Source organism: Paeniglutamicibacter sp. NPDC012692, assembly GCF_042901625.1.
Classification (GTDB): Bacteria; Actinomycetota; Actinomycetes; order Actinomycetales; family Micrococcaceae; genus Paeniglutamicibacter.
In genome coordinates this window covers 374,417-399,614 of sequence record NZ_JBIBDE010000002.1, presented here as the reverse complement: position 1 = coordinate 399,614, position 25,198 = coordinate 374,417, and the positions used below count along the sequence as shown (strand labels likewise).

Sequence of the window (25,198 nt, the reverse complement as noted above, 5' to 3'; positions counted from 1 at the left end):
TTGATGAATACGCAGATCCCCGGCGGGTTGACGATCGAGGAGCGTGCCTCGCTCACCACCGGTCGAGATTTCTGGCATACCGAGGGCCTTGAACGGGCGGGCGTGCCGGCTGTGCTGCTTACCGACGGCCCGCACGGCCTGCGTCTGCAGAAGGGCGACTCGGACCACCTGGGACTCGCTGACTCCGTGCCCGCCACCTGCTTCCCGCCGGCGGTGACCCTGGGATCCACCTTTGACGTCGACCTGCTGGAACGGATCGGCGCGGCAGTGGGAGCCGAGGCGCGCGCGGAGAACGTGGGGGTGGTGCTCGGCCCGGGCATCAACATCAAGCGTTCGCCGCTCTGCGGGCGGAACTTCGAGTACCTATCCGAGGATCCGCTGGTCTCCGGGGTGCTCGGGTCGGCACTGGTGCGTGGGCTGCAGTCCAGGGGCGTCGGTGCTTCCGTCAAGCATTTTGCCGCCAACAACCAGGAACACGACCGGATGCGGGTCTCCGCAGACGTGGACCCCCGGCCGCTGCGTGAAATCTACCTGCGCGGTTTCGAGCGCGTCGTGCGCGAGGCCAAGCCCTGGACCGTCATGTGCTCGTACAACAAGATCAACGGCGTCTCCGCAGCCGAAAACCGCTGGCTGCTCACGGACGTGCTTCGGGACGAGTGGGGCTTCGACGGAATCGTCGTTTCCGACTGGGGCGCGGTGTCCGACCGCGTCCGTTCCCTCCAGGCCGGGCTTGACCTGGAAATGCCGGGCAACCCCGGACACAGCGTCCAACGGATCGCCGGGGCCATCGCCACGGGCGAACTCGACGAGGGCGTCCTCGATGAGAGCGTCGAACGCCTGGTCGACTTCGCCCGCAAGACCGCGACGCAGGACGCCCCCGTCCCCGCCGACCACGGGGCCCACCACGCGCTGGCCCGCGAGGCCGCCGCCCGCGGCACGGTACTGCTGAAGAACGAGGGCTCGCTGCTTCCGTTCGCGCCGGGCCTGCGCATCGCCGTGATCGGCGAGTTCGCCCGCACCCCGCGCTACCAGGGCGCGGGTTCCTCCCTGGTCAACCCGACGCGCGTGGAAAACCTTCTCGACGAGCTGCGGGCCATGCCCGGGGTCGGCGCCGTCGACTTCGCCCCGGGATACACCCTGGGCGCCAACGCGGCGGAGGACCCGGAGCTGGTGGCTCAGGCGGTCGCCGCCGCGGCGCGGGCCGACGTGGTGCTCCTGATGGTGGGGCTGCCGAGTTCCGCCGAATCCGAAGGCTTTGACCGCATGCACCTCCGGCTGCCCGCGGCGCAGCTTTCGCTCCTCGATGCGGTCCATGCCGCGAATCCGGCGATCGCCGTGGCCGTCGTGGGCGGAGGCGTGGTCGAGATGCCCTTCGCGGACAAGGTCCCGGCGCTGCTGGCCGCATGGCTCGGCGGACAGGCAGGCGGCGGCGGGCTCGCCGACGTGCTGATGGGACGGGTGAACCCCTCGGGCCGCCTGGCGGAGACGATCCCGCTGCGCTTCGCGGACACCCCCGCGGCACTGGACTTCCCGGGCGAACACGGGCACGTGCGCTACGGGGAAGGGATCTTCGTGGGCTACCGCTGGTACGACGCACGTAGCGCGAGCGTGCTTTTCCCGTTCGGGCACGGGCTTTCCTACACCGACTTCGACTACTCGGGGCTTCGCCTCGAGGAACGTGATGGCGGGCTGCGCGCCCGGGTCACGGTGCGGAACACCGGATCCCGGAGCGGGCGCGAGGTCGTGCAGCTCTACGTGGGGCGCAACGAATCCGCGGTCGCCCGCCCGCCGCGCAGCCTGGCCGCCTTTGCGTGCGTCGAGCTTGGCGCGGGGGAGAGCCGCGAGGTCGAGCTCGCCGTCGACCGCTCCGACCTTGCCTACTGGGACACCCGCTTCGATGCCTGGCTTGTCGAGCCGGGACACTACGAGGCGGCCGTCGGCGCCTCGAGCCGCGACGAGCGTGCGCTCGCTGCCATCGAGCTGGAGGGGGATCCGGTGCGGCTGGCGCTGAGCGCGGAGACCACGCTCGGGGAATTGCTTGCCGATCCCGATGCCGCCCTGCACATGCAGGAAGCGCTCCGGGCGTTTCTTCCAGAGGAGGACGAAGCAATCGCGGAGGACGAGGAAGACGTCATGGCAACGCTCATGTCATCCTTCCCCATCGGCCGGCTGCCGAACTTCCCTGATGTTCCGCTCACCCACGAACGGCTCGCGGAGCTGATTGCTGGATACGAGGCCGCTCCCGCGGACGGTGCGGCACGGGTTGTGGAGCCCAGCTCGACGAAATAGCCGGGGACCGCGCCCGATAGGGGGCGCCACTGAACGAGAAACGCCCATGGAACCGGGACCCGGTTGCATGGGCGTTTCATTCGAACGGCTTCGACGCTAGGACGTCGGCTGGCCCGCCGGCCAGGCCTGGCCCTTGTCGAAGCGTGCCCCTGCCGGATTGGCCGTCATCAGAGTGAAGACCAGGACGGCCACGAACCCGACAAGCGGCACGAGGATGAGCAGATACAGCCAGCCGCTGAGGTTGGCATCGTGGAGGCGGCGCACGGCCAGCGCCCAAGTGGGGATAAGTGTGGCAAAGCCGTAGATGTTTGCCAGCAACTCAACGAGTGCGGCACCCGGGGGCATCTCGGTGGAAACCGGATCGATGTCCAATGCGCCGCTCATGATCATGGCGACCGCCGCGACGATCCCGACCAGGGTGTTAAACAGCATGACCCACCAGTACTCGCTGAGGCTGGCGCGGCCGCTGAAGGTCGCATACTTCTTGAAGTACCGCTTGACGGCTTCACCAAAGGTGGCGCCGTAACGGGGCAGCTGCAGGCTGTCTGGTCCGGCTGGAGCGTAGGGGTTCCCGGGCGGGTAGGCGGGGTATGACATGGTGCGCGTTCCTCCAGCGAAGTGATCTTTTGTCATCTTAGTTGACACGCAATCCGGGCATCGACGGGGCGATGGCACATATGGCGACGCTGGCAACGCGTTTCCCGGGCAACGATGTCGCCGCGTGCCTCAGGGGAGGTGGCAGTAAAACGCAACGGGAGGCCCCGGCCAAATGGCCGGAACCTCCCGTTGCGCGTTAAAAGCTAGGCGCCCAGCTCGTGGGTGCGATCCTGGACGTGCCAGGGGGAGCCGTAGCCTGCCGGGGCCTCGGAGCCGAGCAGGTCAAGGAACGGCTTGGCGTCGAAGGCCTCCGGGCCCAGCACGCCAGCGCCGGTCCACACGCCGGTGGCCAGCAGTTCCAGGGCGATGACCGGGTTCAGTGCGGTCTGCCAAACCACTGCCTGCGAGTTGTCGCGGGCCATCGTCTCCTCGTTGTCGGTCACGTGGTACAGGTAGACGCGCTTGGGCGCCCCGTTCTTGTCCTTGCCGGTGACCAGCAGGCCGGCGCAGGTCTTGCCCTTCATCAGGTGGCCCAGTTGTGCCGGATCCGGCAGCGCCGCGGCGACGACGTCGCGCGGGGAAACCATCTGGCCCTTGACGTTGATCGGCTTGGTGGAATCCAGGCCGAGCATGTGCAGGGTCTTGAGCACGGAGATGAACTCCTCGCCCAGGCCGTACTTGAAGTTGACCTTCTTGGCATCGATCCAGCGCGGCATCAGCAGCACTTCCTCGTGCTCGACATTCACGCACTCGACCTCGCCGATGCCCTCCGGGAAGTCGAAGACCTCCGGCTCGGAGAACGGGGCGGTGGTGAACCAGCCGCGCTCGGCCTCGTACATCACCGGCGGATTCAGGCATTCCTCGATGGTGGTCCAGATGGAGAACGACGGGGCGAAGTCGTAGCCCTCGACGGTCAGGTTGGCGCCGTCGCGCACGCCGAGCTCGTCGATCTCGCTGAACAGCTCGTCCGCCGCGTAGCGGGCGAAGACGTCGGAGAGGCCCGGCTCGACGCCGATGCCGCACAGGGCAAGAATGCCGCGTGCCTCGAGGGCCTCGTGCTGCCCGAACTGCTCGTCGCCCAGCTTCACTCCGGTAAGCTCGTGCGGGGTTTGGGGGTGCGGGGTGGACAGGCTCATGGCCATGTCCAGGTAGGTGGCCCCGGCGTTGGTGACACCGGTGAAGATCGGCATCACGAAGCGCGGGTCCACCGCGTTCAGCGTGTGGGTGATCCCGTTCTCGCGCACCAGTGCCTCGACGGCTGCGGCGTCGGAGGCATCGACCTGTGCCGCCTTGAAGCGGGGATCTGCAAGTTCCGCGATGAGCTTCTCGGGGCGGGACGGATCGTAGTCGGCGATCAGGCAGGAGGTGAAGAAGTCGCGGCGCTTGGCGATGCGGGCTGCTGCCGCGCCGACTCCGCCGGCTCCGATGATGAGGATCTGCACGATTGTGGCCTTTCTGGTGGCGGTGTTGCGGTGTTGTCATCCGGCGGCCTCGCCGGATCGGGGGAGTGCTTGCGGGGCCTACTCGCTGGGGCGAGTGGTTACTCGGGGGCCAGGATCTTGGAATCCTTGTTGATGGTTTCCCTGCGGAAGAACGGCTTGGACTCGGGGAAGAGGGACCAGGCGAACATCGCGACAAGGCCCAGCGCCAGCGACCCGATGCCGATCACGAACGTGGAACCGATCCCGCCGATGGTCGCGTACCCGTAGTCCGGGTCCGCCATGTCGATGGCCGACTGGACGAACGCCCAGGCCATGAAGACCCCGCCGAGCAGCGGGAAAAAGAAGCGGTAGAAGAAGTTGCGCGCGGAGGTGAACAGGGAAGTGCGGAAGTACCAGATGCAGGCGAAGGAGGCGACGCCGTAGAACAGCGCGATGGCGAGGCCGATCGAGAGGATCGAATCCTGCATCAGGTTGTTGCTGACCATGCTCATGCCCACGAAGTAGGCGATGGAGATGATGCCCATCAGCAGCGTGGAGAACGTCGGGGTCTGCGACTTTTCGCTGACCTTGGCGAAACGTGCCGGCAGGGCCTTGTAGATGCCCATGGCGAAGGTGCCGCGGGCGGTGGGCAGGATGGTGGTCTGCGAGGAGGACAGCGCGGAGACGGCCACGGCGATGATGAGGAACCAGCCCAGCGGGCCCATGGCCTGGGACGCCAATCCGTAGAAGACGTCGTCGGCGTTTTCCGGGTTGGCCAGGCCGGTGCCTTCTTCGCCGATTCCCGCGTACATCATCACCGCGAGGGTGATGCCGACGTAGGTGACAAGCAGCAGGATGGTGGACAGCAGCGCCGCGCGCCCGGGGGTCTTCTGGGGGTCCTTGGTTTCCTCGGTCAGTGCCAGGCAGGTGTCCCAGCCCCAGTAGATGAACAGGGCGAGCATGACGGCCTGGACCATGCCGGACTGGTCGGCCAGCATCGGGTTGAACCAGTCGAGGGAAACCGGGGTGGCGTTCGGGGCGTTGCCGGTGAAGTATCCGATGAGGCAGCCGATGACAAAGGCGGCCATGGCCGCGTACTGGATGACCAGCAGCACCGTCTGCACCTTTTCGCCGAGTTCCACGCCGCGCATCGACACGTAGGTCATTGCCGCGATGGTCAGCGCGCCGAGCCCGACAACCACGACCCGGTTTTCGACGAGCGACCCGTCGCCGACCAGGTGGAGGATGTAGATGGCGGTGATCTCGGCGAGGTTCGCCATGACAAAGATGCCGGCCACGGCCAGCGCCCAACCGGAGAACCAGCCGGTGCGCGGGCCGAAGGCCTTGGCCGCCCAGGTGAAGACCGTGCCGCAGTCGGGCAGGGCGCTGTTGAGCTCGCGGTAGGCGAAGGCGGTGAACATCATCGGCACAAAGGCGATGATGAAGGCGATGGGGGCCTGGGTGCCGACGGCAAGCACCACGTAGCCCAGGGTTGCTGCGATCGAGAAGAGCGGCGCGGTGGAGGCCAGCCCGATGATCGTGGACCCTGCGATGCCGAGCTTGCCCGTGGCAAGCCCCTTGCCCGCGGTCGCGGTTGTGTCATGGCCTGCTGGTCTCTGCGCTGTGGTTTGCATTCGGGCCCCTCCGCGGTTGTGTGATCCACCGCATAGTGCGGCCGTGGGCTAAAACCTACCATCTGGTTGGTAGGTGAGCAAAGTGATGCGGACCACTGTCGCCGAGGGCGTGTTTTATTACAGGATCAGGCCCGGGGTCCGGCCGTTTCCCGGAGTCTTTCCACCAGATCCAACATGTCGGTGGCCGTCGAGGCATCAAGGAAGGTTTCGCTGTTTTCATCCACGCTGAGCAGTACATTGTGGTTGATTCCGTCGCCGGCAAAGAGCACCAGCTTGGCGAGCGCGGCGTCGCCCAAGGCCAGCAATAGTGCCTCGTACCAGCCCCTGCGGCAGATGCGCAGCAGCTCGAGTGCCGACTCGTCGCCTGTTTGCGCCAACCTGTGCACGGCCTCGATGAGGCGTTCAAGCAGGCTGTCGCGACTCAGGGATGACACCAGATAGTAATTGGCGGCGTTCGCCAGGTCCGCCAGCATCTTGTTGGCGTCCGCCGAGGCCTGTGCTTCGAGTTCGACAAAGATTGCCTGCCGCAGGGCACCCATCGAGGAAAAGTGGTGCAAGACCCCGGCCTTGGAAAGCTGGCAGGCAGAGCTGACCGCCTCCAGAGTGGCGGCACGGATCCCTTGGAGTACGAGCAGGTTCAGGTAGGCGGTGAGAATTTTCTCCCGTTTTCCTTCTTGGGTCAGCATGCGACAATCCTACTCAGCGCCCGCAACCCCCGCGGGCATCTTGCGACCGTGGGCGTTAGGGTTGCCACATGAAACCGCAACAGGAGCTGTGGGCCGAGCTTCCCGATGGCACCAGGCTCGCCTATTCGGCGGTGGGCCAGGAAGCCGGGAATCCCGTACTTTTGCTTCACGCCTGGGGAGAATCGCGACGGTCCTTTGGTCGGCTCATGCCGTTGCTGCCCCCGACGATGCGTGCGATGTCCATCGACCTGCGGGGCCACGGAGACTCCGGCAAGCCACCGCGCGGATACTCGCTGGACGGGATGGCCGCCGACGTCGTCGGGTTCATGGACGCCATAGGACTCGAATCGGCGATCCTGCTGGGTTCTTCGAGCGGAGGCTACGTCGCCCAGCAGGCGGCGGTCACCGCACCGGATCGGGTGGCGGGGCTGGTGCTCGTCGGTTCGCCGCGCAGCCTCCTAGTCCGGCCGGGCTTCGCCGACGAGGTTGAAGCCCTGGTTGATCCGGTGGATCCCGAATGGGTTCGCCGGTCCCTGCCCTGGTTTCCCTGCTTCACCCCGGTTCCGCAGGAGTACATCGATGACCGCGTCCGGGACGGCGCAAACATACCCGCCCACGTGTGGATCAGGACCCTCAACGGGCTATGTGGCGCGAAACCTCCGACGGATGCCGGAATCGTAGCCTGCCCAACGCTCATCCTGTGGGGCGGAAAGGACAGTGTCTTGTCCCGGGCTCAGCAGGACGGTCTTGTGGCCGGAATCCCCGGCTCGCGGCTCGTGGTCTACGGGGACACCGGCCACCTGGTCCTCTGGGAACAACCCGGGCGCATCGCCGAGGATGTTGCGGCATTCCTGGCAGCCCTGGAATAGCCCCAGCAGGCTAGGGGTGCCCACCCAAGCAGGACGCCCGGCCGGAAATTCCGGCCGGGCGGCCTGTGTGGCAACTTAGTTCTGTTCGAAGGCCGGGGTCTCGACCGACGGGTCGATCACATCAACCGGAGTGGAAACCGCAGTTGCGGGCTTCTCGCCCCCGAGCAGGCCGGTGAGCATGTCACCGAGGTCCACGCCGGAGCCGGCCTTGAGCATGGCCAGGCCTTCGGTGACAATCCGGTTCGCCTGCTTGACGGCATCCGAGGCGCCGTCGGAGCTGATGACCGTGTAGTTGTCGATGCCGGAGACGGCATCCGAGCTGGCCTTGACGATTTCCGGAAGGGCACTGATCGCCAGGAACGCCAGGCTGGCCTGGGTGTGGCCGGTCAGCGCGGTGGCCTTCGCGTCCTCGGCCGCAGCGGTTGCCGCACCGATGGCTGCAATGGATGCACCCTCGGCCTCGCCGCGCAGGCGCACCGCGTCGGCCTCGGCCTTGGCGTTGTATTCAACGGCCGTCGCCTCGGCCTTCGCCTTGAGCTCCACGGCGGTGGCCTGGCCCTGTGCCTTGAACACCTCGGCGTTCTTCGAGGCTTCTGCCTCGACGGTCTGCGCGGCAGCGCGGGCCTCTGCGTCGGCAATGGAGGCGCGCTTGGCACCGTCGGCCTCGATGGCCTTGGACTCGGAGCGAGCAGTGGCGTTGAAGACGTCGGCGTCCCGCTTGGCCTGGGCCTCGGTGCGGAGCTTGTAGGCCTGCGCATCGGCCGGCTTGTGGACCTCGATGTCGAGGCGTTCCTGCTCCACCAGGGCCTTTTCGGCCAGCGCCTTGCGCTCGAGCTCTGCAACCAGCACGTCCTGCTCGGCCTTGGCCAGCTCATGGGCCGAGCTGGCGATGGCCGCTGCACGGTCCTCCTCGGCCTTGAACTCGGATTTCTTGATCGCGAGGTCTCGCGCCAGGGCCGCGGTGGCCCCTTCCTGTTCAATGCGGGCCGCTTCCGATTCCTGGAAGGCCTTGGATGTGGCGACGCGGGCTTCGCGCTTGGCGCGCTCCAGGCCCGGCTTGCCGACTTCCTCCAGGTAGTCGATGACGGTCGGCATGTTGTCTGGGCCGATCACGGTGCGCGAAGGAGTGCTAACCGAGGAGATGTTGAACGCGTCGATCTGGATGCCCTGCTCGGCGAACTGGGTGACCGCCGATTCCAGGGACTGGTCCTGGAATTCCTTGCGGTTGTTGTTCGCGTCCTCGACCGACATGGCTGAAACAATGCCGCGAAGCACGCCCTCGGCCGACTTGGTCACCGAGGCGTTCAGGTCTTCCTTCGAGTGGGTGAGGAACCGCTGGACTGCCTTGCTCATCCCCTCGACCGAATCGTCGAACTTGAAGTTCAGGCTGGCTGTCACCGAGGTGGTGATGAAGTTCTTGTCCACACCTTCCACGGCAAGCTCCACCTGGCGCTGCTCGAGGGACATCACATATTTCTGGTGAATGACAGGCAGGAAAAGCACGATGCCCTTGGTGAATATTTGCACCTGCCCCTTCGCTCCCTTGCCGGCGCGAATGACGGCCTGGTTGGGTGCCACCGTGACCAATCGGGTGGTGGCGTACCAGATGAGGGCTATGAGGACGGCGAGGATTGCCACGATGGCAATGACAGTTCCGTTTACGGCAAAGTCCATGGGTTAAGCTCCGTTCAGTTCAGAGGTGGATGCGACCCTGATGCGGTCTCCAACAACAGCCACGACGGCAATCGGTGTGCCCTTCTCGATCGGGCTGGTTGAAAAGGCGAGGCGCTGGTTGATTTCATCGGGGTGGTTCAGTTGAACCTTCCCGATGGTGTTGTTGATGTCTGTGGTGGCGACGCCCAGAAGTCCGATGACTTCGTGAGGCTGTGCGTCGGAAATGCTGGCCATCTTCCGGGCAAGCAGAGCTACGCCGAAGATGCCGATGGCTCCCAGGAGGAAGCCCGCGATGTAGGCCAGCAACAGTGGACCGTCGTTGAGCAACACAATCGCACCCGCGGCGCCGAAGAGCGTGGCCGCCGCACCGACGGCAGCAGTGGAGATGATTCCGTCGAAGAGATCGAAAATCTCTCCCAAGGTCATGGACAAGATCAGGAGCAGGAGGCCAATGCCTCCGATCACTGCGAATGCGAGCATGGGGCGTTCTTTCCGTCGAAGGGATTAACTCTTCACCCTACTTGGAAAAGCGTTATGAGCGGCATGTGGTGACATATTGATTTGCCCATGTCGGGTGGAATCGAAGGCATTGGTCAATGTTTTTGAGTTAGTGCCAGCGTATCGCCCGGTCGCATGGATGCGGTCAAACGAGGGCATCTATTCGGCCGAGAAAAACCTATGATGGTGGGTGTTGGAGTAGGTCTGCGGTTTGGTGCGTTGCATCCACGCAGCCAACTCTTCGGCCAGTGCCCCGAGTTCCGGTGCCGCATAATGGTCAGGCTCCCAAGCTGCATGGATGTCGACAGCCAGCGGATCTCCGTCGTGGACGAGGAGGGCCTCGTTGAGACCGAACGCCGCAGGTTCGATGGCGATCGAGGTTCCGCGGCCGGCGGCGGCCTGGGCTTGGGCGAGTATGCCGTTGCTGGCCGGTGTGGCAAGGGACAGATCGATGGAGGATCGACCGGCTGCTGTGCGGACGTTGCGTTCCACGGCGCTCCCGTAGCCGGGCATTTGCATGGCGAAGCGGGCAACTTCCCTGAGTTCGGCCAGTCCATTGGCCACCGGGAATGGCGCGTTGCCGGGAAAGTGCACGAGGATCGGGCTGGACAGCAGATGTTGGGATCGTAGCTGCGCCGGAGGTGCCAGGGTATTCACTGCCATATCGGCTCCCGTATCCAGAAGCCCGTAGACATCGGCGGGCCGTGCGGGCAAGATATCGGAGATCGGCGCGCCGGTGGCGATGAAGGGTGCGACAAAAAAGTTTCCGGTGGTTTCGGGGCAGGCGACCGTGAAGAGGTGCTGTCCTTCGCCGAGCGCTCCCATGACATCGCTTGCCCGCTCGAGGCGGTTGTGCAGGTCTTGCGCCAGCGTTCGAAGCCGTTCGCCGGCGGCGGTCGGCACCATGCCCGAGTGTGTGCGCCGAAACAACCGAAGGCCCAAGCTGCGTTCGAGGGCCGCAATCCTGCGCGAGACCGCCGGCTGGGAAACATACAGCTCGGCTGCCGCTCCGCTGACCGAGTTTGAGCGGGCAACCGCCAGAAAGTACATCAGATCCAGCTGATTCATCATTACAACAGGTTATAGCCTCCTGCGATTTTGGCATTGGACGATTATGTCCGTGGTCGTAATAGTGGGTGGTAGAAAATGTATCGCGTCGATCACATCTGGTCATCGACGACTCGCAGCCAAAGGAACACCTCCAATGTCCCAAACCATCACAGACGCCGCCGGGCGCCAACGCCGATCGATGGCAGGCGCTTTCGTCGGCACCGCCATCGAGTGGTACGACTTCTATATCTTCGGAACCGCTGCAGCTCTTGTATTTGGGCACGTCTTTTATCCGGGTGTCGCGCCCGGTGCTGCCTTGATGGCCTCGTTTGCCACATTCTGGGTCGGATTCTTGGCCCGTCCCATCGGCGGCATGATCTTCGGCCACTTCGGCGACAAACTCGGCCGCAAGAATGTCCTGGTCATCACGTTGTTGATGATGGGTGCCGCAACCACGATGATCGGTCTGTTGCCCGGGTATGCCCAGATCGGCGCCCTGGCTCCAGCACTGCTCATTGTCCTTCGCGCGTTGCAGGGCATTGCCGTGGGCGGCGAATGGGGAGGTGCGGTGTTGATGGCCACCGAAAACGCCACCGAGAAGAAGAAGGGCCTCGCCGGTGCCTGGGTGCAACAGGGGTCCCCGGCCGGGTCCATCCTGGCGACGTCCATGTTCATGCTGGTCGGCCTGCTGCCCGACGAGGACTTCCTGTCCTGGGGGTGGCGAATCCCGTTCCTCCTCTCCGCGGCCTTGGTCATCGTGGGCCTGATCATCCGGATCAAGGTTGAGGAATCTGCCGACTTCGAGGCCGCCAAGGCAGCGAACGCCGTGGTCAAGGCGCCTATCGCCGAGGTGTTCCGGGTGGCCCCGAGCATCGTTGTTCTGGGCATCGTCGCGTCCATCATGGGAATCTCGCTGGCATACTTCACCAACACCTTCCTTCTTTCGTGGACCACGGGCTCCCTGGGCCTCGAACGCCAGACGATGCTGAACGTGTTGCTGGGCATGGCGGTGCTGCAATTCATTTGGCAGCCCATCGCCGCACTGATCGCCGAGAAGATCGGCGCCACCAAGGTGATGATCCTGGGCCTTCTTCTTACTGTGGTCATGGTGGTCCCGTTCTTCCTGGCGATTGCTTCGGCGAACCCTGTGAACATTGCAATCACGCTGTACATCAGCGCGATCGGCGGAACCGCATATTACGCGCTTCTGGCCAATGCTCTGGCGGCCGCCTTCCCGGCAAACATCCGCTACACGGGTGTATCGCTGGCCTACCAGCTGTGTTCCTCGCTCATCGGCGGTGCGACACCGTTGGTGGCGCAGTGGATCCTGAACAATTCCAATGGCAGTCCCTGGGGTGTAGCGGCGTTCTATGCCGCCATGCTTGTCGCCACCATTATGGGCGTGGCGGGCCTTTCCAAGGCCGCCGCCCGACGCTCTTCGAAGGCCGCTGCCCAGCCCGTGGCCGTCGGCCAGTAACGAACGCAGCCTTCCCTCATAACCCGGTGCCGGGGCGCGCCCGAACGCGCACCGGCACCGCAGTACGTGAATCCCGCCGAACCCTAGGAGTGCCAATCGTGCGCATTGACGCCATCTATACCAACGCCCGCATCCGAACTCTGGATTCGACCCGGCCCGTTGCCACACGCATTGGTGTGCTGCACGGGCGAATCGTGGGGTTCGACGAGGAGCTCGAGGGAATCGACGCCGACCGCGTCGTCGATCTGGGCGGCGCCCCGGTGCTTCCAGGTTTCCACGATGCGCACTACCACCTGTCGCTGACGGGTGCCCGGCTTGCCGCCCTTGACCTGCGGCCCACCAAGGTCAAGAACCTTGCCGAACTCTATGCGGCCGTCGCCGAGCTCGCCGCCACCCTGCCCGAGGACGTCTGGGTCCGCGGATCCGGCTACGACCAGAACTTCCTGGGGGCGCATCCCGACGGCGCCGACCTGCACCGGGCGGCCGGTGGGCGCCCGGTCTATCTGGAGCACGTCTCCGGGCACATGGGCGTGGCGTCCATGCGGGCCTTCGAGCTGGCCGGGCACGCCGGGGGACGTGGCGTACCCGATTTCGACGGCGGCCACGTGCAGCGCGACGAGGCGGGATCCGCCACCGGGCTGCTGCAGGAGCGCGCCATGCAGCTGATCTACGATCTGGTGCGCCCCATGAAGCTGGATGAGGTGCAACGCAACCTGGACCTGGCAAACAAGCAGGCCGTCGTGTACGGGCTGACCTCGGTGACCGAGCCGGGCATCGGGGACTACAAGATGCTGGGAAACACCCCGGTGGACTTCCACTCCTACCAGCGTGCTGTGGAAGAAGAAGTGGTCAACACCCGGGTGACGTTGATGCCCTACTGCAGCACGCTGCACGAGCTGGAGGGTTTCAAGGACCACGGATGGTTCGGGCTTGACCTCGGCATCCGCACCGGTCTGGGGGACGACAGGCTGCGCGTCGGGCCGGTGAAGATCGTCTCCGACGGTTCATTCATCGGGCGCTCCGCGGCCATGCATCACTGCTACCATGGCGAACCGGACAACCACGGGATGATGCAGCACGACCCGGAGGAACTGCACTCGATGATCATCGGCGCCCACCGGGCCGGATGGTCCGTTGCCGCGCATGCCATCGGGGATGCGGCCATCGACCACGCCATGGACGGGTTCGCCGAGGCCCAGCGGCTCCACCCGCGGCCAGGGGTCCGGCACCGCATCGAGCACTTTGCGCTGAGCACCGATGCGCAGATCGCACGTGCGGCGGGTCTGGGCCTGATCCCGGTTCCGCAGGGCGTATTCATCTCCGACTTCGGCGACAGCATGATGGACGCCGTCGACCCCGCGCTGGCTCCGCTGATCTACCGGATGAAGTCGCTCCTTGCTGCCGGTCTGGTGCTGCCCGGCGCCACCGATTCGCCCGTCTCCGACGGCAACCCGCTGGTGTCAATCCACGACATGGTCAACCGCACCACGGCAACGGGCAGGGTGCTGGGTCCGGCCGAGCGACTGAGCGTGGGCGAGGCGGTGCGCGCCTACACTCACGGGTCGGCGTACGCGGTGGGCCAGGAAAAGGACAAGGGCACGCTGCGCGTGGGCCAGCTGGCTGACTTCGTGGTTCTCTCCGACGATCTGTTCAAGGTAGACCCGAGCAAGATCCGCGAGGTCTCCGTCGCTGCCACTGTCATTGGCGGGCGCACCGTGTACGACGCGACGGGCAACGCCAGCTAGGACCGTCACCGCGAACCAATGCAAAGTGCAGGAGGGCGCTGGACGTTTCCGCCCTGCGCCCTCCCGGCATCATGTGTTTGTGTATGGTCAGGCGCGCCCGATGAACGGCACCGCGCCGGTCCGCGCCGAGGCCAGCACCGCAACGCCGTAGCGCGGCAACACCAAGACGCCGTCCACACTGGGAGCGCCCAACAGGTCAACCGAATCCTGCGGTGCTGTGACCGCAAGCGGCTCGGTGCCGTGGTTGAGCACGAAGGTGTAGTCGGTGTCCTCGTCGCTGCGGGTCACCGCCTCCAGCACGGTGTCGGGAACTTCGCGCGCGGGAAGCCCGGCGGCGTCAAGGACGCGGCGGAAGAGTGCGTCCAGGCCCGCCGCCTCCGGCACTACGCCCAGGTACCAGGCGGCACCCGTGCCCGAACCCGCGCGACGGGTCACCGCCGCGCGGCCCGCCAGCTCACCGGTGGTGTGGGAACCCAGCGCCTCGGTGCCGGCGATGAGCTCGAGCCATTCGCTCCAGATGGACACGGAGAACGACTCTCCGGCGACCTCGAGCTTTTCGTGGAGGCCGTCGGGAATCGGCCAGTGCTCGTCGACCTCGATGCCCAGCAGTTCGCGCAGCGGGCCCGGGGCGCCGCCGGTGTGGACCTTTTCCGTCTCGTCGACGACGCCGCTGAACGGGCCGACGACCAGCTGGCCGCCGCGCTCCACGAACGCGGTGAGTGCCGCGGCCTGCTCGTTGGACGCGATGTAGAGGTTCGGGACCACGACGACGTCGTAGCCCTCGAAGGAGTCGGTGGCGCGCACGGTGTCCACCGGGTGTCCCAGGCGGAAGAACGCCGCGTTCCAGGCGCGGGCCTGCACCGCGTAGTTCAGCCGCTGGGACGGGAGGGACTCGGTGGCGGAGGAACCCCACCATGAATCCCAGTCGACGACCAGGCCCACCGAGGCGCGCACACGCGTTCCGCGGACGGGTTCCAGCTTCTTGAGCTCGGCACCCAGCGCCTTGGTTTCCTTGAAGCTGCGCGATTCCTCGCCGCGGTGCCCGAGCATCGCGGAGTGGAACTTCTCCTGGCCGAACTTGGCCTGGCGCCATTGGAAGAACATGGCTCCGTCGGAGCCGTGGGCGATGGCCTGCATCGAGTCGATGCGCATCTGGCCCGGGGCCTTGGGCACGTTGACCTCGCGCCAGCTCACCGCGCTGGCCGACTGCTCGAGCAGCAGCCACGGGGCACCGCCCTTCAGCGAGCGCATCAGTCCGTAGTTCAGCGCGGCGCCGACGTGGGCCAGCGGGTCGGCCGGGTCCGGGTAGGCGTCGTCGGTGACAAGGTCCTCCACCGCGGCGAAGTCCCAGTAGTTCAGGTCGCGCAGCAGCGACATGAAGTTGGTGGTGACGGCGATGTCCGGGGTGACCTCGCGCAGCACGTCGATTTCCACCTGGAAGAGCTCCAGCAGCGCGTCGGAGGAGAAGCGCTCGAAGTCCAGCAGCTGGGTCGGGTTGATGGGCCCGGTGGCGGTGCGCGGCGGCTCGATGTGGTCCCAGTCGGTGTAGCGCTGGCCCCACACGCCCACGCCCCAGGCCTCGTTCAGGCCCTCGAGGGTGGTGTAGCGGTCCTGCAGCCAGGTCCGGAAGTGCACGGCGGAGGCTGGGCACCAGCAACGCGAGACGTGGTCGCCGTACTCGTTGGAAATGTGCCACAGGGCCAGCGCCGGGTGGTTGCCGTAGCGTTCGGCCATCGCGCGGGTCATCCGGGCGACGTTTTCCTTCCAGACCGGGGAGCTGGGGCAGTAGGCCTGGCGGGAGCCGAATTCAAGCTGTTGGCCGTCGACGTTGTGCGGGAGCATTTCCGGGTGTTGGCGGATCAGCCAGGACGGCGGGGTGGCGGTGGCGGTGGCAAGGTCGATCTTGATGCCGGCGCCCCAGAGCACCTCGATGACGCGGTCAAGCCAGCCCCAGTCGTACACGCCGGGGGTCGGTTCGAGCTGCGGCCAGGAGAAGACCGGAAGGCTGACAATGTTCACGCCGGCCTCGACCATGAGCCGGGCGTCCTCGACCCAGGTCTCCTCGGACCACTGGTCGGGGTTGTAGTCCCCGCCGTAGGCAAGGGCATCAAGCCGGATGGACCTGGATTCGGTCATGTCCGTTCCTTTCTGTGGCGGCACCTGCCGCCGGGTGTTTTGCCGGTGCTGTTTGGTTTGTGGGAGCTTCGCGCTCCATGGGCGTGCCGGCCCCCGCATGCGGGGGCCGGCTGCGTGGTCTGTGTCCCCGTGGTCCGGGGTTACCAGTTTTCGTTGTTGGAGAGCTGCACGGCCAGGTCGATGAACAGCGCGGCGGACCAGCCGAACGCGGTGGTCGCCGTCTTGGCCTTCTGCCCGGTGGACGGGTTGAAGTACTCGTGCGGGCCGCCGCCGTGGATGACAAGCTTCACCGTCTGCTCGGCCAGGGCACGGGCACGCTCGGGCTCGCCCGAGTTGCGCAGCCCCTCTATGACCAACGAGTTGGTGTTGATCCATACGGGTCCGCGCCACATGCGCTCGGTGGAGAAATCGGGGTCGTCGGCCGATACGGTCGGGATCGACCATTCGGTGCCGAACCGTGCCGGGTTGTCCAGATCGCCGAGCATCCGGGCCTTGACGGATTCCGGCAGCGAGCCGGTGAGCAGCGGCATCAGTCCGACCACCCCGTGGCTGGACACCGGTTCCCCGGCGGCGCGCGCGTGGAAGAAGCCGGTCGATTCGTCCCACATGCCCAGGAGCAGCTCCCGGGTGCGGGCGGCGCGGGCGCGGTGATGCCGCGCCAGTTCCTGCGAGCCCTCGCCGCCCCGGCGCTCGGCGAATCCGGCCAGCTCCAGGTCCTGCAGCACCAGGTAGGCGCCGAGGTCCGGCGCGGTGGTGGGCAGCGGCCCGTCGAAGATTGGGCTGTCATCCAAGCCCGAGGAGTACGGGTGGCCGTACTCGGGCATGCCGTCGTCGTCCAGGTCCGAGGCCGCGAACCACCAGTCCTGCGAGCGGCGCAGGGTTTCCAGCTGCGCATCGACCCAGTCCTCGCCGCCGAATTCGGCCGCGGGCTGGACCTCCAGGACCTTGCGCAGCGCCCAGGCCGCCAGCGGCGGCTTGGTCAGCGGCACCGGGGCCGACTGATCGGCGATCGCGGAGCCGGCGCGCCGCAGGGTCTCGCGGTCGGAGGCCGGCAGGTCGTCGCTGGTCGCCAGGATGCCGAGCTCGTGCACCACGTCGGGCAGCTGGCCGTCGTCGCGCGGGAAACCGAAGGCCAGGGACAGCTGTTCGCGGGCCAGTTCCGGGTCGCCGTGGCGCAACCCCACGGCAATGAAGTACGCGTCCCACTGCCAGAGCCCGACGTAGCCGATCTTGGAGGGAACCACCGCGCGGGCGGATCCCAGCGCCGGCATCTCGACGATGTTGGCGCCCAGCACCCACCAGCAGAAGGCCGCCATGTCCCGCAGGTCCTCGCGGACCGGCGGGCACTTGGCGAACCAGTCCAGCCAGATCGCCTCGGTCGCCGCCACGTGGGCGGCGTGCCGGTCCGCATGGGTTGCCGTGGCGCTGCGATCGGGAGCGATGGCAAGGTGCACCGAACCGGCGGGGGACTGCCCGGCCGACATCGAGTGCGCCAGGCCGTCGGGGGTCTGCCAGTGGATCGTCGCCGGACCCGCGTGCCCGGGACCCAGGCCGATGCTCAGGGCCGAGGGCCCGGCGAAGGTCAGCGTGAGAGCGCCGTTCCCGAACTCGATCACGTGGGGCAGCACCCGGGTGACGGGCAGCGGGCAGCCCTCCGCGCCGTGCACCCGGAGGCTCTCGAAGACCACGCACTCGGCCAGCCGCTTCTCGTACTCGGAGGTGCACACCCGCAGGCCATCGCCCTGCGCGAAGATGATCAACCGCGAGCGCGGCAGCGTGAACGGCGCCTGGACCAGGTCCAGGTGTCCGCCGGCGGCCTCGAGGTTCTCGCGGGCGCTGGTGGTTTCGGTCGGGAAAGGCATTGCTTATTTTCCTCCCAGGCCGGACGCGGCCATGCTGTTCAGGATGCGGCGCTGGCCGATGACAAAGGCGATCAGGATCGGGATGGTGGCGATGGACGATGCCGCCATCACCAGGCCGTAGTTGACCGACCCGAACTGGCTGGTGAAGCTGGCCAGCAGCAGCGGCACCGTGTAGAGCTCCGGGGAGTTCAACAGGACCAACGGGAATAGGAAGCTGTTCCACACGCTCAGCGCGGTGATGATCACCAGCACGCCCAGGCCCGGCTTCAGGTTGGGCAGGATGATGCTCCAGAAAATGCGCCAGCGGCTCGCGCCGTCGATGACCGCCGCCTCCTCGAGCTCCTTGGGAAGCGCCAGGACAAACTGGCGCATCAGGAACACCGCGAAGGGGTTGACCATCATGGCCGGGACGATCAGCGCCAGGTGGGAGTCGATCCACCCCATCTTGCTCATGAGCAGGTAGAAGGGCACCAGGGTGACCTGCGCGGGGATCATCTGCGTGGCCAGGAAGACCACGAAGATCGACTTGGAGCCGCGGAACTTGATCCGGGCGAACGCGTAGCCCGCCATCGAGGCGGTGACCAGCGTGCCGAGGATCGAGAGCACCGCGATGTACAGGCTGTTGAGGTACGCCTGCGCAAACGGGACGGCGTTCCAGGCATCGGTGAAGTTGGACCAGGTCCACGGATCGGGCCAGAAGCTCAACGGATCCTGCAGCAGCTGCGGCAGGTCCTTGAGCGAGGTGGTGATCATCCACAGGAACGGGAAGACCATGGCAATGCCCGCAACCAGCAGCACGATGTGCAGCGTGGAGGAAATGCCGATGGAGGCCAGGCGTTCGCGCAGCGGCGCCTTCGGGGTGGACCCCGGTGTGGCGGGCCCGGCGGGGGCCTTGGTTTCTTCAAGGTTCAGGGTGCTCATGCTGCATCATCCTCGTAGTGGACGAACTTCTTCTGGGCGCCGAACTGGATGGCGGTGATGACCAGCGTCATGACCAGCAGGATGACGGCGGCGGCGCTGGATGGCCCGAACTGGAAGCGGCCGAAGCCCAGGTCGTAGATGTGGTAGACGATGGTGCGGGTGGCGTTGTCCGGGCCCGCGTTCTGGGTCAGGATGAACACCGTGTCGAAGGTCTGCATCGAGGAAATGAACGCCACGATCGTGGAGAAGAAAACGATCGGGGACAGCAGCGGCAGGCGGATCTTGGTGAACAGCGCCCACCACCCGGCACCGTCGATGCGCGCCGCCTCGATGACCGAGGGGGAGATGTTCTGCAGGCCGGCCAGGAAGATGATGACGTTCAGGCCCAGCGAGGACCAGATCGACACGATCGCCACGGCGATCAGCGCGAGCTTCGGGTCGCCCAGCCAGTCCGGCGGGGTGATGCCGAAGACCTTGCCGATCGTGGCGCTGAAGATCCCGTCGGCGCGGAACATCTGCTGCCAGATCATGGCCACGGCCACGGTGCTTGTCACCACGGGCGCGAAGAACAGGATCAGGTACAGGGTTCTGGTCTTGAGCTTCTCCAGGGCCACCGCGATGACCACGGCCAGGCCAAGCCCGATCGGCACCGTGATCAGTGCCAGCAGCAGGGTGTTGACGATCGACTTGTGCAGCAGCGGGTCGGCCAGCTGGTCGGTGAAGTTCTTGAACCCCACCCACGTCAGGTCCGTCAGCCCGTCCCATTCCGCGAAGGCCAGGACAAGGCTTGCCGCGAACGGGATGAGCACAAACAGGACCATGCCGATGACCTGCGGGCCGATGAAGACGTAGCCCCAGGCGCGGTCGCGCTTGCGCCAGCCGGCCTCCTTGCGCATTTCGGGCAGTGCGTCTTGGGTGGAGGAGCGCCTGGGGTTCACTCGCGCGGGTTTCTCCGCGAGTGAGGTGCTCATTTCCCGGACTTCGAAGCGATGAGGGCCGCGACCTTGTCGAGGGTTCCCTGGGCGTTGTTCTTGCCCTGGTAGAGCTCGAGGAACAGGTCGGAGATGTCGGTGGACAGTGCCGGGACCGCGCCTTCGGCGGCGTAGTTTGCGAAGCCGATGTCGCGCATGTCCAGGAAGGTCTGGGCGTGCTTCGGGTAGTTGTCCTCGAGCACCACGTCGTCGGCGCCCTTGATGGACGGCACGGCGTTGCCGCCGCCGGTCAGGCGGAACGTCTGGCCCTCGGCGGAGAGGAACTCGGTCCAGTAGGTGAACGCGGCGTCCTTGTTCTTGGTGTCGGCATTGACCGCCAGGTAGGAGGCTGCAATGCCGGTCGGTGCCGGCTTGCCGTCCGGGGTCGGCCAGTCGACGATGTCGTAGCCGTCCTGGACCTTGGCGCCCTTGAGAGTGCCGATGGTGTAGCGGCCCTGGGCGAAGAAGCCGGCCTTGTGGGTCACGAACTTGCTGTCGGCGCCGGCGCCGTCGGGCAGGCTGTCGGCGTCGATGAACTTCTTGTCCTGGAAGTACTGGCCGAGGGTCTCGACGGCGGCAAGGGTCTTGGGGTCCTTGTTGCCGACGAACGCGCCCGACTCGTCGTAGGCGGTGCCGCCCTGGGTGGAGATCCAGCCGTAGTGGGTGGCCCAGTAGTTCCAGAACATGGAGCCGATCAGGCCCTTGGCGGCGATCTTGTCGTTCATTTCAAGGAACTTCGCGGTGGTCCACTTGCCTTCGGCGGCGAGGGTTGCCGGGTCCTCGGTGATGCCTGCCTCCTCCAGGACCTTCTTGTCGTACCAGAACGCGTCGTTGTTGACGTCGTTCGGTGCGGCGTAGGTGACGCCTTCCTGCTGTGCGGCGCCAAAGGTGCCCGGGAAGAATTCATCCTTCTTGGTCTTGCTGGCGCCCGATGCCAACAGGTCGTCCAGCGGCATGAGGCGCTTGGAGCCGACGAATTGGCCGAGCTTGTCATCGCCAACATAGAAGACATCCGGTGCGGTCTTGCTGGTGAGCTGGGCAAGGAGCTTCGAGTGGTATTCGCCGTAGCTGGCCACCGGCTGGAGCTTGACCTTGATCTCCGGGTGGCGCTTCATGAAATCGGTGTTGAACTCGGTGAAGCGGGTCAATTCCTCGGGGGTTCCCCAGGTGCTAAAAACGATGGAGCTGCTGCCATCCGCCGCCGGACCGGCCGTCGTTCCGGAGCCGCCGCTGCATGCGGTCAGGACCAAAGCGGAGACCGCGGCGACGCCTAGGGACAGAACGCTTCTTCTTTTCAGATCCTTGGAATTCCACATGCCAATACCTCTTTCGGTGAAAACGGTCGATTCTTCGCCGCGATGGCTCGAAATGATGCGATCAACCCCGGGGATTGGAGTGATCGGCGCCACAGCGTCCTTGTATTCTGTATACATAAGACGCATGTGTCAAGTGTCACTTTGTTTGTTTATGTTCGAAACAAAACGCCGACGTGGGTTTGTCGACCGGCCTGCAACCGCGTAAATACGTGGAAAATCCGGTCTCATCACCGGTAATATTGCACATGCCACGCATTTTCGGTTGCTTTTGTTCGGAATCGAACAAAGTGTTTTGGGGTCAATATTGATCCTCCGGGACCGCGCGGAGGTGCACTGAGGACTTCCCGCGGCCGTGCGGTGGCGCGTCCGTGCGCGCCGCGCCCGGACCTCGTTCGCGCGGCGCCTCGGCTGGCTGCCTCGCAGGTGGTCCGACAAATGGAGCACGCAAACGAAGCGGGCCGGAGGAATCCGGCCCGCTTGAGGCTTTCGTTGGCTATTCGGTCGTTTGTTCAGCAGTTCGTGCGGTGGCGCGTGCGGCTACTGGGTCCGGTAGGACGAAGCCGTCCCTCCGGCAAGTTCCCCGCCGTCCACGACCAGCTGCTGCCCGGTGATGAAACTGGCGTTCTCCGAGGCCAGGAAGAAAAACGCCTCGGCGATCTCCGACGGGTCGGAATGGCGGCCCATCGGGATCTTCTCGTTGACCTCGGCCAGCATCTCATCGCTGTATTCGCTGCGCTGCATCGGGGTGAGCACGTATCCCGGGCTGACGCAGGCGGTGCGGACCCGGGGCGCAAGCTCCAGGGCGACACTGCGGCAAAGCGCGAGCACGCCCGCCTTGGACGCGTTGTAGTCCGAGTACCAGGGGTAGCCTGCCGATCCGTTCGTGGAAGCGGTTGCCAGCAGGGTCCCGGAACCCGCCTCGAACATGATGCGGCCGGCGGACTGCCAAAGGTTGATGACCCCGAAGAGATTGATGTCCAGCAACCGGCGGATGGCCTCCGGTTTCATCTCGAGGAACGCGTGCCGGGTGCTGATGCCGGCATTGGCGATGGCCGTATCGATCCTGCCTTCCTCGGCGGCGATGCCTTCCACCACCGAGCGAACCATGACCGGATCCGTGACGTCGCATTCACGCCACTGCAAGCCGCCGGAAGTTTTTGCCGGCGGCTGCCTGTCCAGGTTGAAAACCCGTGCGCCCGAGGCCGCGAAGCGTTGGGCGGTGGCTTCCCCGATGCCGGAAGAGGCGCCGGTGATCACCACCACCGGTGCCTGGTTTGTCGTGGAATCAGTCATGGTCGCTCACAGCACCTTGGAGAGGAACTGCTGGGTCCTTTCGTGCTGCGGGTTGGCGATGAGCTCGCGGGGATTCCCCTTTTCCACCACGACGCCGCCGTCGATGAAGGCCAGCGAATCCGCGACCTCGCGAGCGAAACCGATTTCGTGGGTCACCAGCACCATGGTCATGCCCCCGACCGCCAGGGACTTCATGACCTCCAGCACCTCGTCGACCAGCTCCGGGTCCAGGGCCGACGTCGGTTCGTCGAACAACATGACCTGCGGATCCATCGCGAGCGAACGGGCGATGGCGACGCGTTGCTGCTGGCCGCCGGAGAGCTTCATGGGGTACTTGTGTCCGTGGCCGGCCAGCCCCACGCGTTCCAGGAGCTCCTCGGCACGGGCCAACGCCAGCTTCTTGGGTTCGCCCTTGACCCGCGCCGGCCCGCAGGCAACGTTCTCAAGCGCCGTCATGTTGGCGAAGAGGTTGAAGCGCTGGAAGACCATGCCGACGTTGAGGCGGAACTTCGCGTACTCGGCGGAATTCCATTCATGGAACTTGCCCTTGCGGTAGTTGAATCCCACGTCTTCGCCGTCGATCCTGATGCGGCCGCCGTTGGGTTTTTCCAGCGCATTGAGGCAGCGCAGGAACGTGGATTTGCCCGACCCCGAGGGGCCGATGATGCAGGCGACCTCCCCGGCCTCGACGGAGAAGTCGATGCCGGAGAGCACCTGGTGGTTGCCGAAGTTCTTGGTGACCTGTTCGGCCAAGACCAGCGGAATGCGCATGCCCGTCCCGGTCTCCGAGAGTGAGGTCGTCATGCTGTTCATGGGGTGCTCCTTGACGGCTCGGTGCGCAGGCGCTGGCACAGCACCGCCAGGTTGTCGCGGGAAAAGAACGGTTTGGAGAACTTCTGGCGCTTGCCGGTGATGGGTCGGTCGGCCGTGCCGAACTTCCTTTCAAGCTTGCCCTGGAAGTACGTGGCAATGACCGTCATGGCCATGTACCAGATGCTGGCCACGATCAGCAGCTCCATGATCTTCCCGTTTTGCTTGTAGATCTGGCTGGCGTTGGTCATCAGGTCGTTGCCCGCGACCACGTAGACCAGCGAGGTGGTCTTGAGCATGGAAATGAACTCGTTGCCGATCGGCGGGATGATGATGCGCGTGGCCTGCGGCAGCACCACCACCCACATCCGCTTGAACGGGGTCATGCCGATGGATGCCGCGGCCTCGGCCTGCCCGGGATCCACGGCCTGGATGCCCGCGCGCACGGTTTCCGCCGCGTAGGCACCCAGGTTCAGGCCCAGGCCCAGCATGGCCGCGGTGAAGCCGGTCATGACCACGTTGGTGTCCCACATGTAGCCGATGTTCGTGAACGGGATCTTGATGACCAGCTGCGGGAACAGGAAGGCCAGGTTGAACCAGAAGATCAGCTGGACCAGCACCGGGGTGCCGCGGAAGAACCAGATGTAGAGGTTGCTGATCCACACGGCAACCGGGTTGGCCGAGAGCTTCATGATGGCCAGGGCCACGCCGATGGCCAGGCCCATGATGGTGGCCAGGATGGAGAGCTGGATGGTGACCAGCACGCCGTCCAGGATCTTTGGGAACGTCAGGTAGTACAGGACGTCGCCCCAGATGATGTGGTCATTGGTGGCCAGCACCCAGGCGAACCAGCTGATGCCCGCGATGCACAGCAGCGCCACGACAAGGCGTCCCGGGTGGCGCAGCCTGACGGTGTTGCCGGGCCCGGGCTGCTCCACCAGCCGCGGCGGTGCGGCGACCTGTTCCTGGGTCATTGTCTACTTGCCCTGGTTGACGGTGGCCTCTGGAAGCGCCATCTGGTCCAGGCCCCAGGCACCGAGGATCTGGGTGTAGGTGCCGTCCTTGATGAGCTTGTTCATGGCGTCCTGGACCAGCTTCACCAGTTCCTCGTTCTTCGGGTCGATCGCGATGCCGAACAGGGAGCTGCCCGGGATCTCGATGGCCTCCAGGGCCCCGTTGGATTCCTTGGCGCGGAAGACAGCCACCGGGTAGTCGTTCAGGCCGGCGACGGCGCGGCCGTTCTGCACCTGCAGCAGGGCCTCGGGGTCATTGGCGAAGCCCAGGATCTTGATGGGCTTCTCGCCCTTGGCCTCGCAGTCCTTGCTGAACCCTTCGGCCAGCTGCATGTAGTACCCGTTGTCGAGCACCGCCATGGTCTCGCCGCAGAGGTCCGCCGGGGACTTGATGCCCTCGGGGTTGCCCTTGGCGACCATGATCGAGCCCGAGGACTTGGCATAGTCGACGAAGGAGACCTTTTCGCGGCGTTCGGCGGTGTCGTTGAAGCCGGACATCAGCAGGTCGAAGCGTCCCGAGACGACGCCGGGCATCATGCCGGATACGTCCGAGTTGTTGATCTTGGCCTCGACGCCCAGCAGGTTGCCCATGGCGCGGGCCAGCGACATGTCCACGCCGACCATGGTCTTGCCGTCGGTGTCGAACATTTCCATGGGCGGGTAGCCCTCGGCCGCCGCGATCTTCAGGCCGCCGGTCTTGATGGCGGCGGGGACGCGGGCCGCGAGGTCGGCATCGACGTTGATGGCCCCGATCTGGGCGGCCGCGAGGTCGCCCGCGGGTGCCGCGTTCTTGAAGGCGCCCGCCGCCGCGGCACCGGAGGCCGACGGGGCTTCGGCCAGGGACTGGCCGCCGCAGCCGGTCAGGGCCGCCGCACCGAGGGTGATAACGGCAGTGAAAAGCATTCCTTGCTTGAAGGATTTCATGTGTTTCTCCTT

General features: G+C 65.6%; 20 protein-coding genes. 4 read left to right on the top strand and 16 right to left on the bottom strand.

The genetic code is table 11. From position 1 onward, the window contains the following. Positions 1-3: 3 nt before the first annotated feature. On the top strand, positions 4-2,289 hold the full coding sequence (locus tag ACFY5D_RS09985; RefSeq protein ID WP_387528601.1) for a glycoside hydrolase family 3 C-terminal domain-containing protein: 2,286 nt from the start codon (positions 4-6) through the stop codon (positions 2,287-2,289). Positions 2,290-2,385: 96 nt separating this feature from the next. Here the strand turns inward: ACFY5D_RS09985 and ACFY5D_RS09980 are convergent, their stop codons facing one another. From ACFY5D_RS09980 to ACFY5D_RS09965, 4 genes are all read right to left on the bottom strand, one after another. After that, positions 2,386-2,886 (bottom strand): DUF805 domain-containing protein, encoded by a 501-nt coding sequence (locus ACFY5D_RS09980; RefSeq protein ID WP_387528598.1) that lies wholly within the window; start codon positions 2,884-2,886, stop codon positions 2,386-2,388. Between the two features lie 203 nt (positions 2,887-3,089). Next, a complete protein-coding gene (locus ACFY5D_RS09975; RefSeq protein ID WP_387528595.1) occupies positions 3,090-4,328 on the bottom strand; it encodes a saccharopine dehydrogenase family protein in 1,239 nt (412 codons plus the stop codon). A gap of 98 nt (positions 4,329-4,426) precedes the next feature. Beyond that, entirely contained in the window at positions 4,427-5,941 is a 1,515-nt protein-coding gene (locus ACFY5D_RS09970) for an APC family permease (RefSeq protein WP_387528592.1), read from the bottom strand. 125 nt (positions 5,942-6,066) lie between these two features. Next, positions 6,067-6,627, bottom strand: a complete 561-nt coding sequence (locus ACFY5D_RS09965) for a TetR/AcrR family transcriptional regulator (protein WP_387528590.1) — start codon at positions 6,625-6,627, stop codon at positions 6,067-6,069. A gap of 68 nt (positions 6,628-6,695) precedes the next feature. On the opposite strand from ACFY5D_RS09965, the gene ACFY5D_RS09960 reads away from it, so the two are divergent. Then, the gene (locus ACFY5D_RS09960) at positions 6,696-7,496 is read left to right on the top strand and encodes an alpha/beta fold hydrolase (protein ID WP_387528587.1); all 801 of its coding nucleotides are present in this window, start codon (positions 6,696-6,698) and stop codon (positions 7,494-7,496) included. 75 nt (positions 7,497-7,571) lie between these two features. Here the strand turns inward: ACFY5D_RS09960 and ACFY5D_RS09955 are convergent, their stop codons facing one another. The 3 genes from ACFY5D_RS09955 to ACFY5D_RS09945 form a co-directional block, all read right to left on the bottom strand. Then, positions 7,572-9,170, bottom strand: a complete 1,599-nt coding sequence (locus tag ACFY5D_RS09955) for an SPFH domain-containing protein (RefSeq protein WP_387528585.1) — start codon at positions 9,168-9,170, stop codon at positions 7,572-7,574. A 3-nt stretch (positions 9,171-9,173) separates the two neighbouring features. Further along, the gene (locus ACFY5D_RS09950) at positions 9,174-9,650 is read right to left on the bottom strand and encodes a hypothetical protein (protein ID WP_387528582.1); all 477 of its coding nucleotides are present in this window, start codon (positions 9,648-9,650) and stop codon (positions 9,174-9,176) included. A 177-nt stretch (positions 9,651-9,827) separates the two neighbouring features. Further along, on the bottom strand, positions 9,828-10,739 hold the full coding sequence (locus ACFY5D_RS09945; RefSeq protein WP_387528579.1) for a LysR family transcriptional regulator: 912 nt from the start codon (positions 10,737-10,739) through the stop codon (positions 9,828-9,830). Positions 10,740-10,872: 133 nt separating this feature from the next. On the opposite strand from ACFY5D_RS09945, the gene ACFY5D_RS09940 reads away from it, so the two are divergent. Together ACFY5D_RS09940 and ACFY5D_RS09935 are read left to right on the top strand one after the other, a co-directional pair. Beyond that, positions 10,873-12,195, top strand: a complete 1,323-nt coding sequence (locus ACFY5D_RS09940; protein ID WP_387528576.1) for an MFS transporter — start codon at positions 10,873-10,875, stop codon at positions 12,193-12,195. A gap of 98 nt (positions 12,196-12,293) precedes the next feature. Beyond that, entirely contained in the window at positions 12,294-13,940 is a 1,647-nt protein-coding gene (locus tag ACFY5D_RS09935; RefSeq protein ID WP_387528574.1) for an amidohydrolase, read from the top strand. 87 nt (positions 13,941-14,027) lie between these two features. On the opposite strand, the gene ACFY5D_RS09930 is transcribed toward ACFY5D_RS09935, so the two are convergent. The 9 genes from ACFY5D_RS09930 to ACFY5D_RS09890 form a co-directional block, all read right to left on the bottom strand. Next, positions 14,028-16,076 (bottom strand): beta-galactosidase, encoded by a 2,049-nt coding sequence (locus tag ACFY5D_RS09930; protein ID WP_387528571.1) that lies wholly within the window; start codon positions 16,074-16,076, stop codon positions 14,028-14,030. Positions 16,077-16,216: 140 nt separating this feature from the next. Further along, positions 16,217-17,938, bottom strand: a complete 1,722-nt coding sequence (locus ACFY5D_RS09925) for an amylo-alpha-1,6-glucosidase (RefSeq protein ID WP_387528569.1) — start codon at positions 17,936-17,938, stop codon at positions 16,217-16,219. Positions 17,939-17,941: 3 nt separating this feature from the next. Next, a complete protein-coding gene (locus ACFY5D_RS09920; RefSeq protein ID WP_387528566.1) occupies positions 17,942-18,859 on the bottom strand; it encodes a carbohydrate ABC transporter permease in 918 nt (305 codons plus the stop codon). Further along, positions 18,856-19,830 carry a carbohydrate ABC transporter permease gene (locus ACFY5D_RS09915; RefSeq protein ID WP_387528563.1) on the bottom strand — a complete coding sequence of 325 codons (975 nt, stop codon included), beginning with the start codon at positions 19,828-19,830 and terminating at the stop codon, positions 18,856-18,858. The genes ACFY5D_RS09920 and ACFY5D_RS09915 overlap by 4 nt, the downstream gene beginning before the upstream one ends. Then, entirely contained in the window at positions 19,827-21,146 is a 1,320-nt protein-coding gene (locus ACFY5D_RS09910; protein ID WP_387528560.1) for an ABC transporter substrate-binding protein, read from the bottom strand. Before ACFY5D_RS09910 ends, ACFY5D_RS09915 begins: the two co-directional genes overlap by 4 nt. Positions 21,147-21,683: 537 nt before the next feature. Next, positions 21,684-22,439 (bottom strand): SDR family NAD(P)-dependent oxidoreductase, encoded by a 756-nt coding sequence (locus ACFY5D_RS09905; RefSeq protein ID WP_387528557.1) that lies wholly within the window; start codon positions 22,437-22,439, stop codon positions 21,684-21,686. Between the two features lie 6 nt (positions 22,440-22,445). Beyond that, positions 22,446-23,210, bottom strand: coding sequence for an amino acid ABC transporter ATP-binding protein (locus ACFY5D_RS09900; RefSeq protein ID WP_387529771.1), 765 nt, complete (start codon positions 23,208-23,210; stop codon positions 22,446-22,448). Between the two features lie 38 nt (positions 23,211-23,248). After that, entirely contained in the window at positions 23,249-24,223 is a 975-nt protein-coding gene (locus ACFY5D_RS09895; protein ID WP_387528554.1) for an amino acid ABC transporter permease, read from the bottom strand. Between the two features lie 3 nt (positions 24,224-24,226). Then, positions 24,227-25,186 (bottom strand): ABC transporter substrate-binding protein, encoded by a 960-nt coding sequence (locus ACFY5D_RS09890; protein WP_387528550.1) that lies wholly within the window; start codon positions 25,184-25,186, stop codon positions 24,227-24,229. Positions 25,187-25,198: the final 12 nt, after the last annotated feature.

Coding starts and splice junctions, on each gene's coding strand:
- ACFY5D_RS09955 (WP_387528585.1), bottom strand. CDS start 9,170: ATGGACTTTGCCGTAAACGGAACTGTCATTGCCATCGTGGCAATCCTC.
- ACFY5D_RS09965 (WP_387528590.1), bottom strand. CDS start 6,627: ATGCTGACCCAAGAAGGAAAACGGGAGAAAATTCTCACCGCCTACCTG.
- ACFY5D_RS09895 (WP_387528554.1), bottom strand. CDS start 24,223: ATGACCCAGGAACAGGTCGCCGCACCGCCGCGGCTGGTGGAGCAGCCC.
- ACFY5D_RS09945 (WP_387528579.1), bottom strand. CDS start 10,739: ATGATGAATCAGCTGGATCTGATGTACTTTCTGGCGGTTGCCCGCTCA.
- ACFY5D_RS09905 (WP_387528557.1), bottom strand. CDS start 22,439: ATGACTGATTCCACGACAAACCAGGCACCGGTGGTGGTGATCACCGGC.
- ACFY5D_RS09920 (WP_387528566.1), bottom strand. CDS start 18,859: ATGAGCACCCTGAACCTTGAAGAAACCAAGGCCCCCGCCGGGCCCGCC.
- ACFY5D_RS09930 (WP_387528571.1), bottom strand. CDS start 16,076: ATGACCGAATCCAGGTCCATCCGGCTTGATGCCCTTGCCTACGGCGGG.
- ACFY5D_RS09970 (WP_387528592.1), bottom strand. CDS start 5,941: ATGCAAACCACAGCGCAGAGACCAGCAGGCCATGACACAACCGCGACC.
- ACFY5D_RS09925 (WP_387528569.1), bottom strand. CDS start 17,938: ATGCCTTTCCCGACCGAAACCACCAGCGCCCGCGAGAACCTCGAGGCC.
- ACFY5D_RS09915 (WP_387528563.1), bottom strand. CDS start 19,830: ATGAGCACCTCACTCGCGGAGAAACCCGCGCGAGTGAACCCCAGGCGC.
- ACFY5D_RS09940 (WP_387528576.1), top strand. CDS start 10,873: ATGTCCCAAACCATCACAGACGCCGCCGGGCGCCAACGCCGATCGATG.
- ACFY5D_RS09910 (WP_387528560.1), bottom strand. CDS start 21,146: ATGTGGAATTCCAAGGATCTGAAAAGAAGAAGCGTTCTGTCCCTAGGC.
- ACFY5D_RS09950 (WP_387528582.1), bottom strand. CDS start 9,650: ATGCTCGCATTCGCAGTGATCGGAGGCATTGGCCTCCTGCTCCTGATC.
- ACFY5D_RS09900 (WP_387529771.1), bottom strand. CDS start 23,210: ATGCGCATTCCGCTGGTCTTGGCCGAACAGGTCACCAAGAACTTCGGC.
- ACFY5D_RS09985 (WP_387528601.1), top strand. CDS start 4: ATGAATACGCAGATCCCCGGCGGGTTGACGATCGAGGAGCGTGCCTCG.
- ACFY5D_RS09960 (WP_387528587.1), top strand. CDS start 6,696: ATGAAACCGCAACAGGAGCTGTGGGCCGAGCTTCCCGATGGCACCAGG.
- ACFY5D_RS09890 (WP_387528550.1), bottom strand. CDS start 25,186: ATGAAATCCTTCAAGCAAGGAATGCTTTTCACTGCCGTTATCACCCTC.
- ACFY5D_RS09980 (WP_387528598.1), bottom strand. CDS start 2,886: ATGTCATACCCCGCCTACCCGCCCGGGAACCCCTACGCTCCAGCCGGA.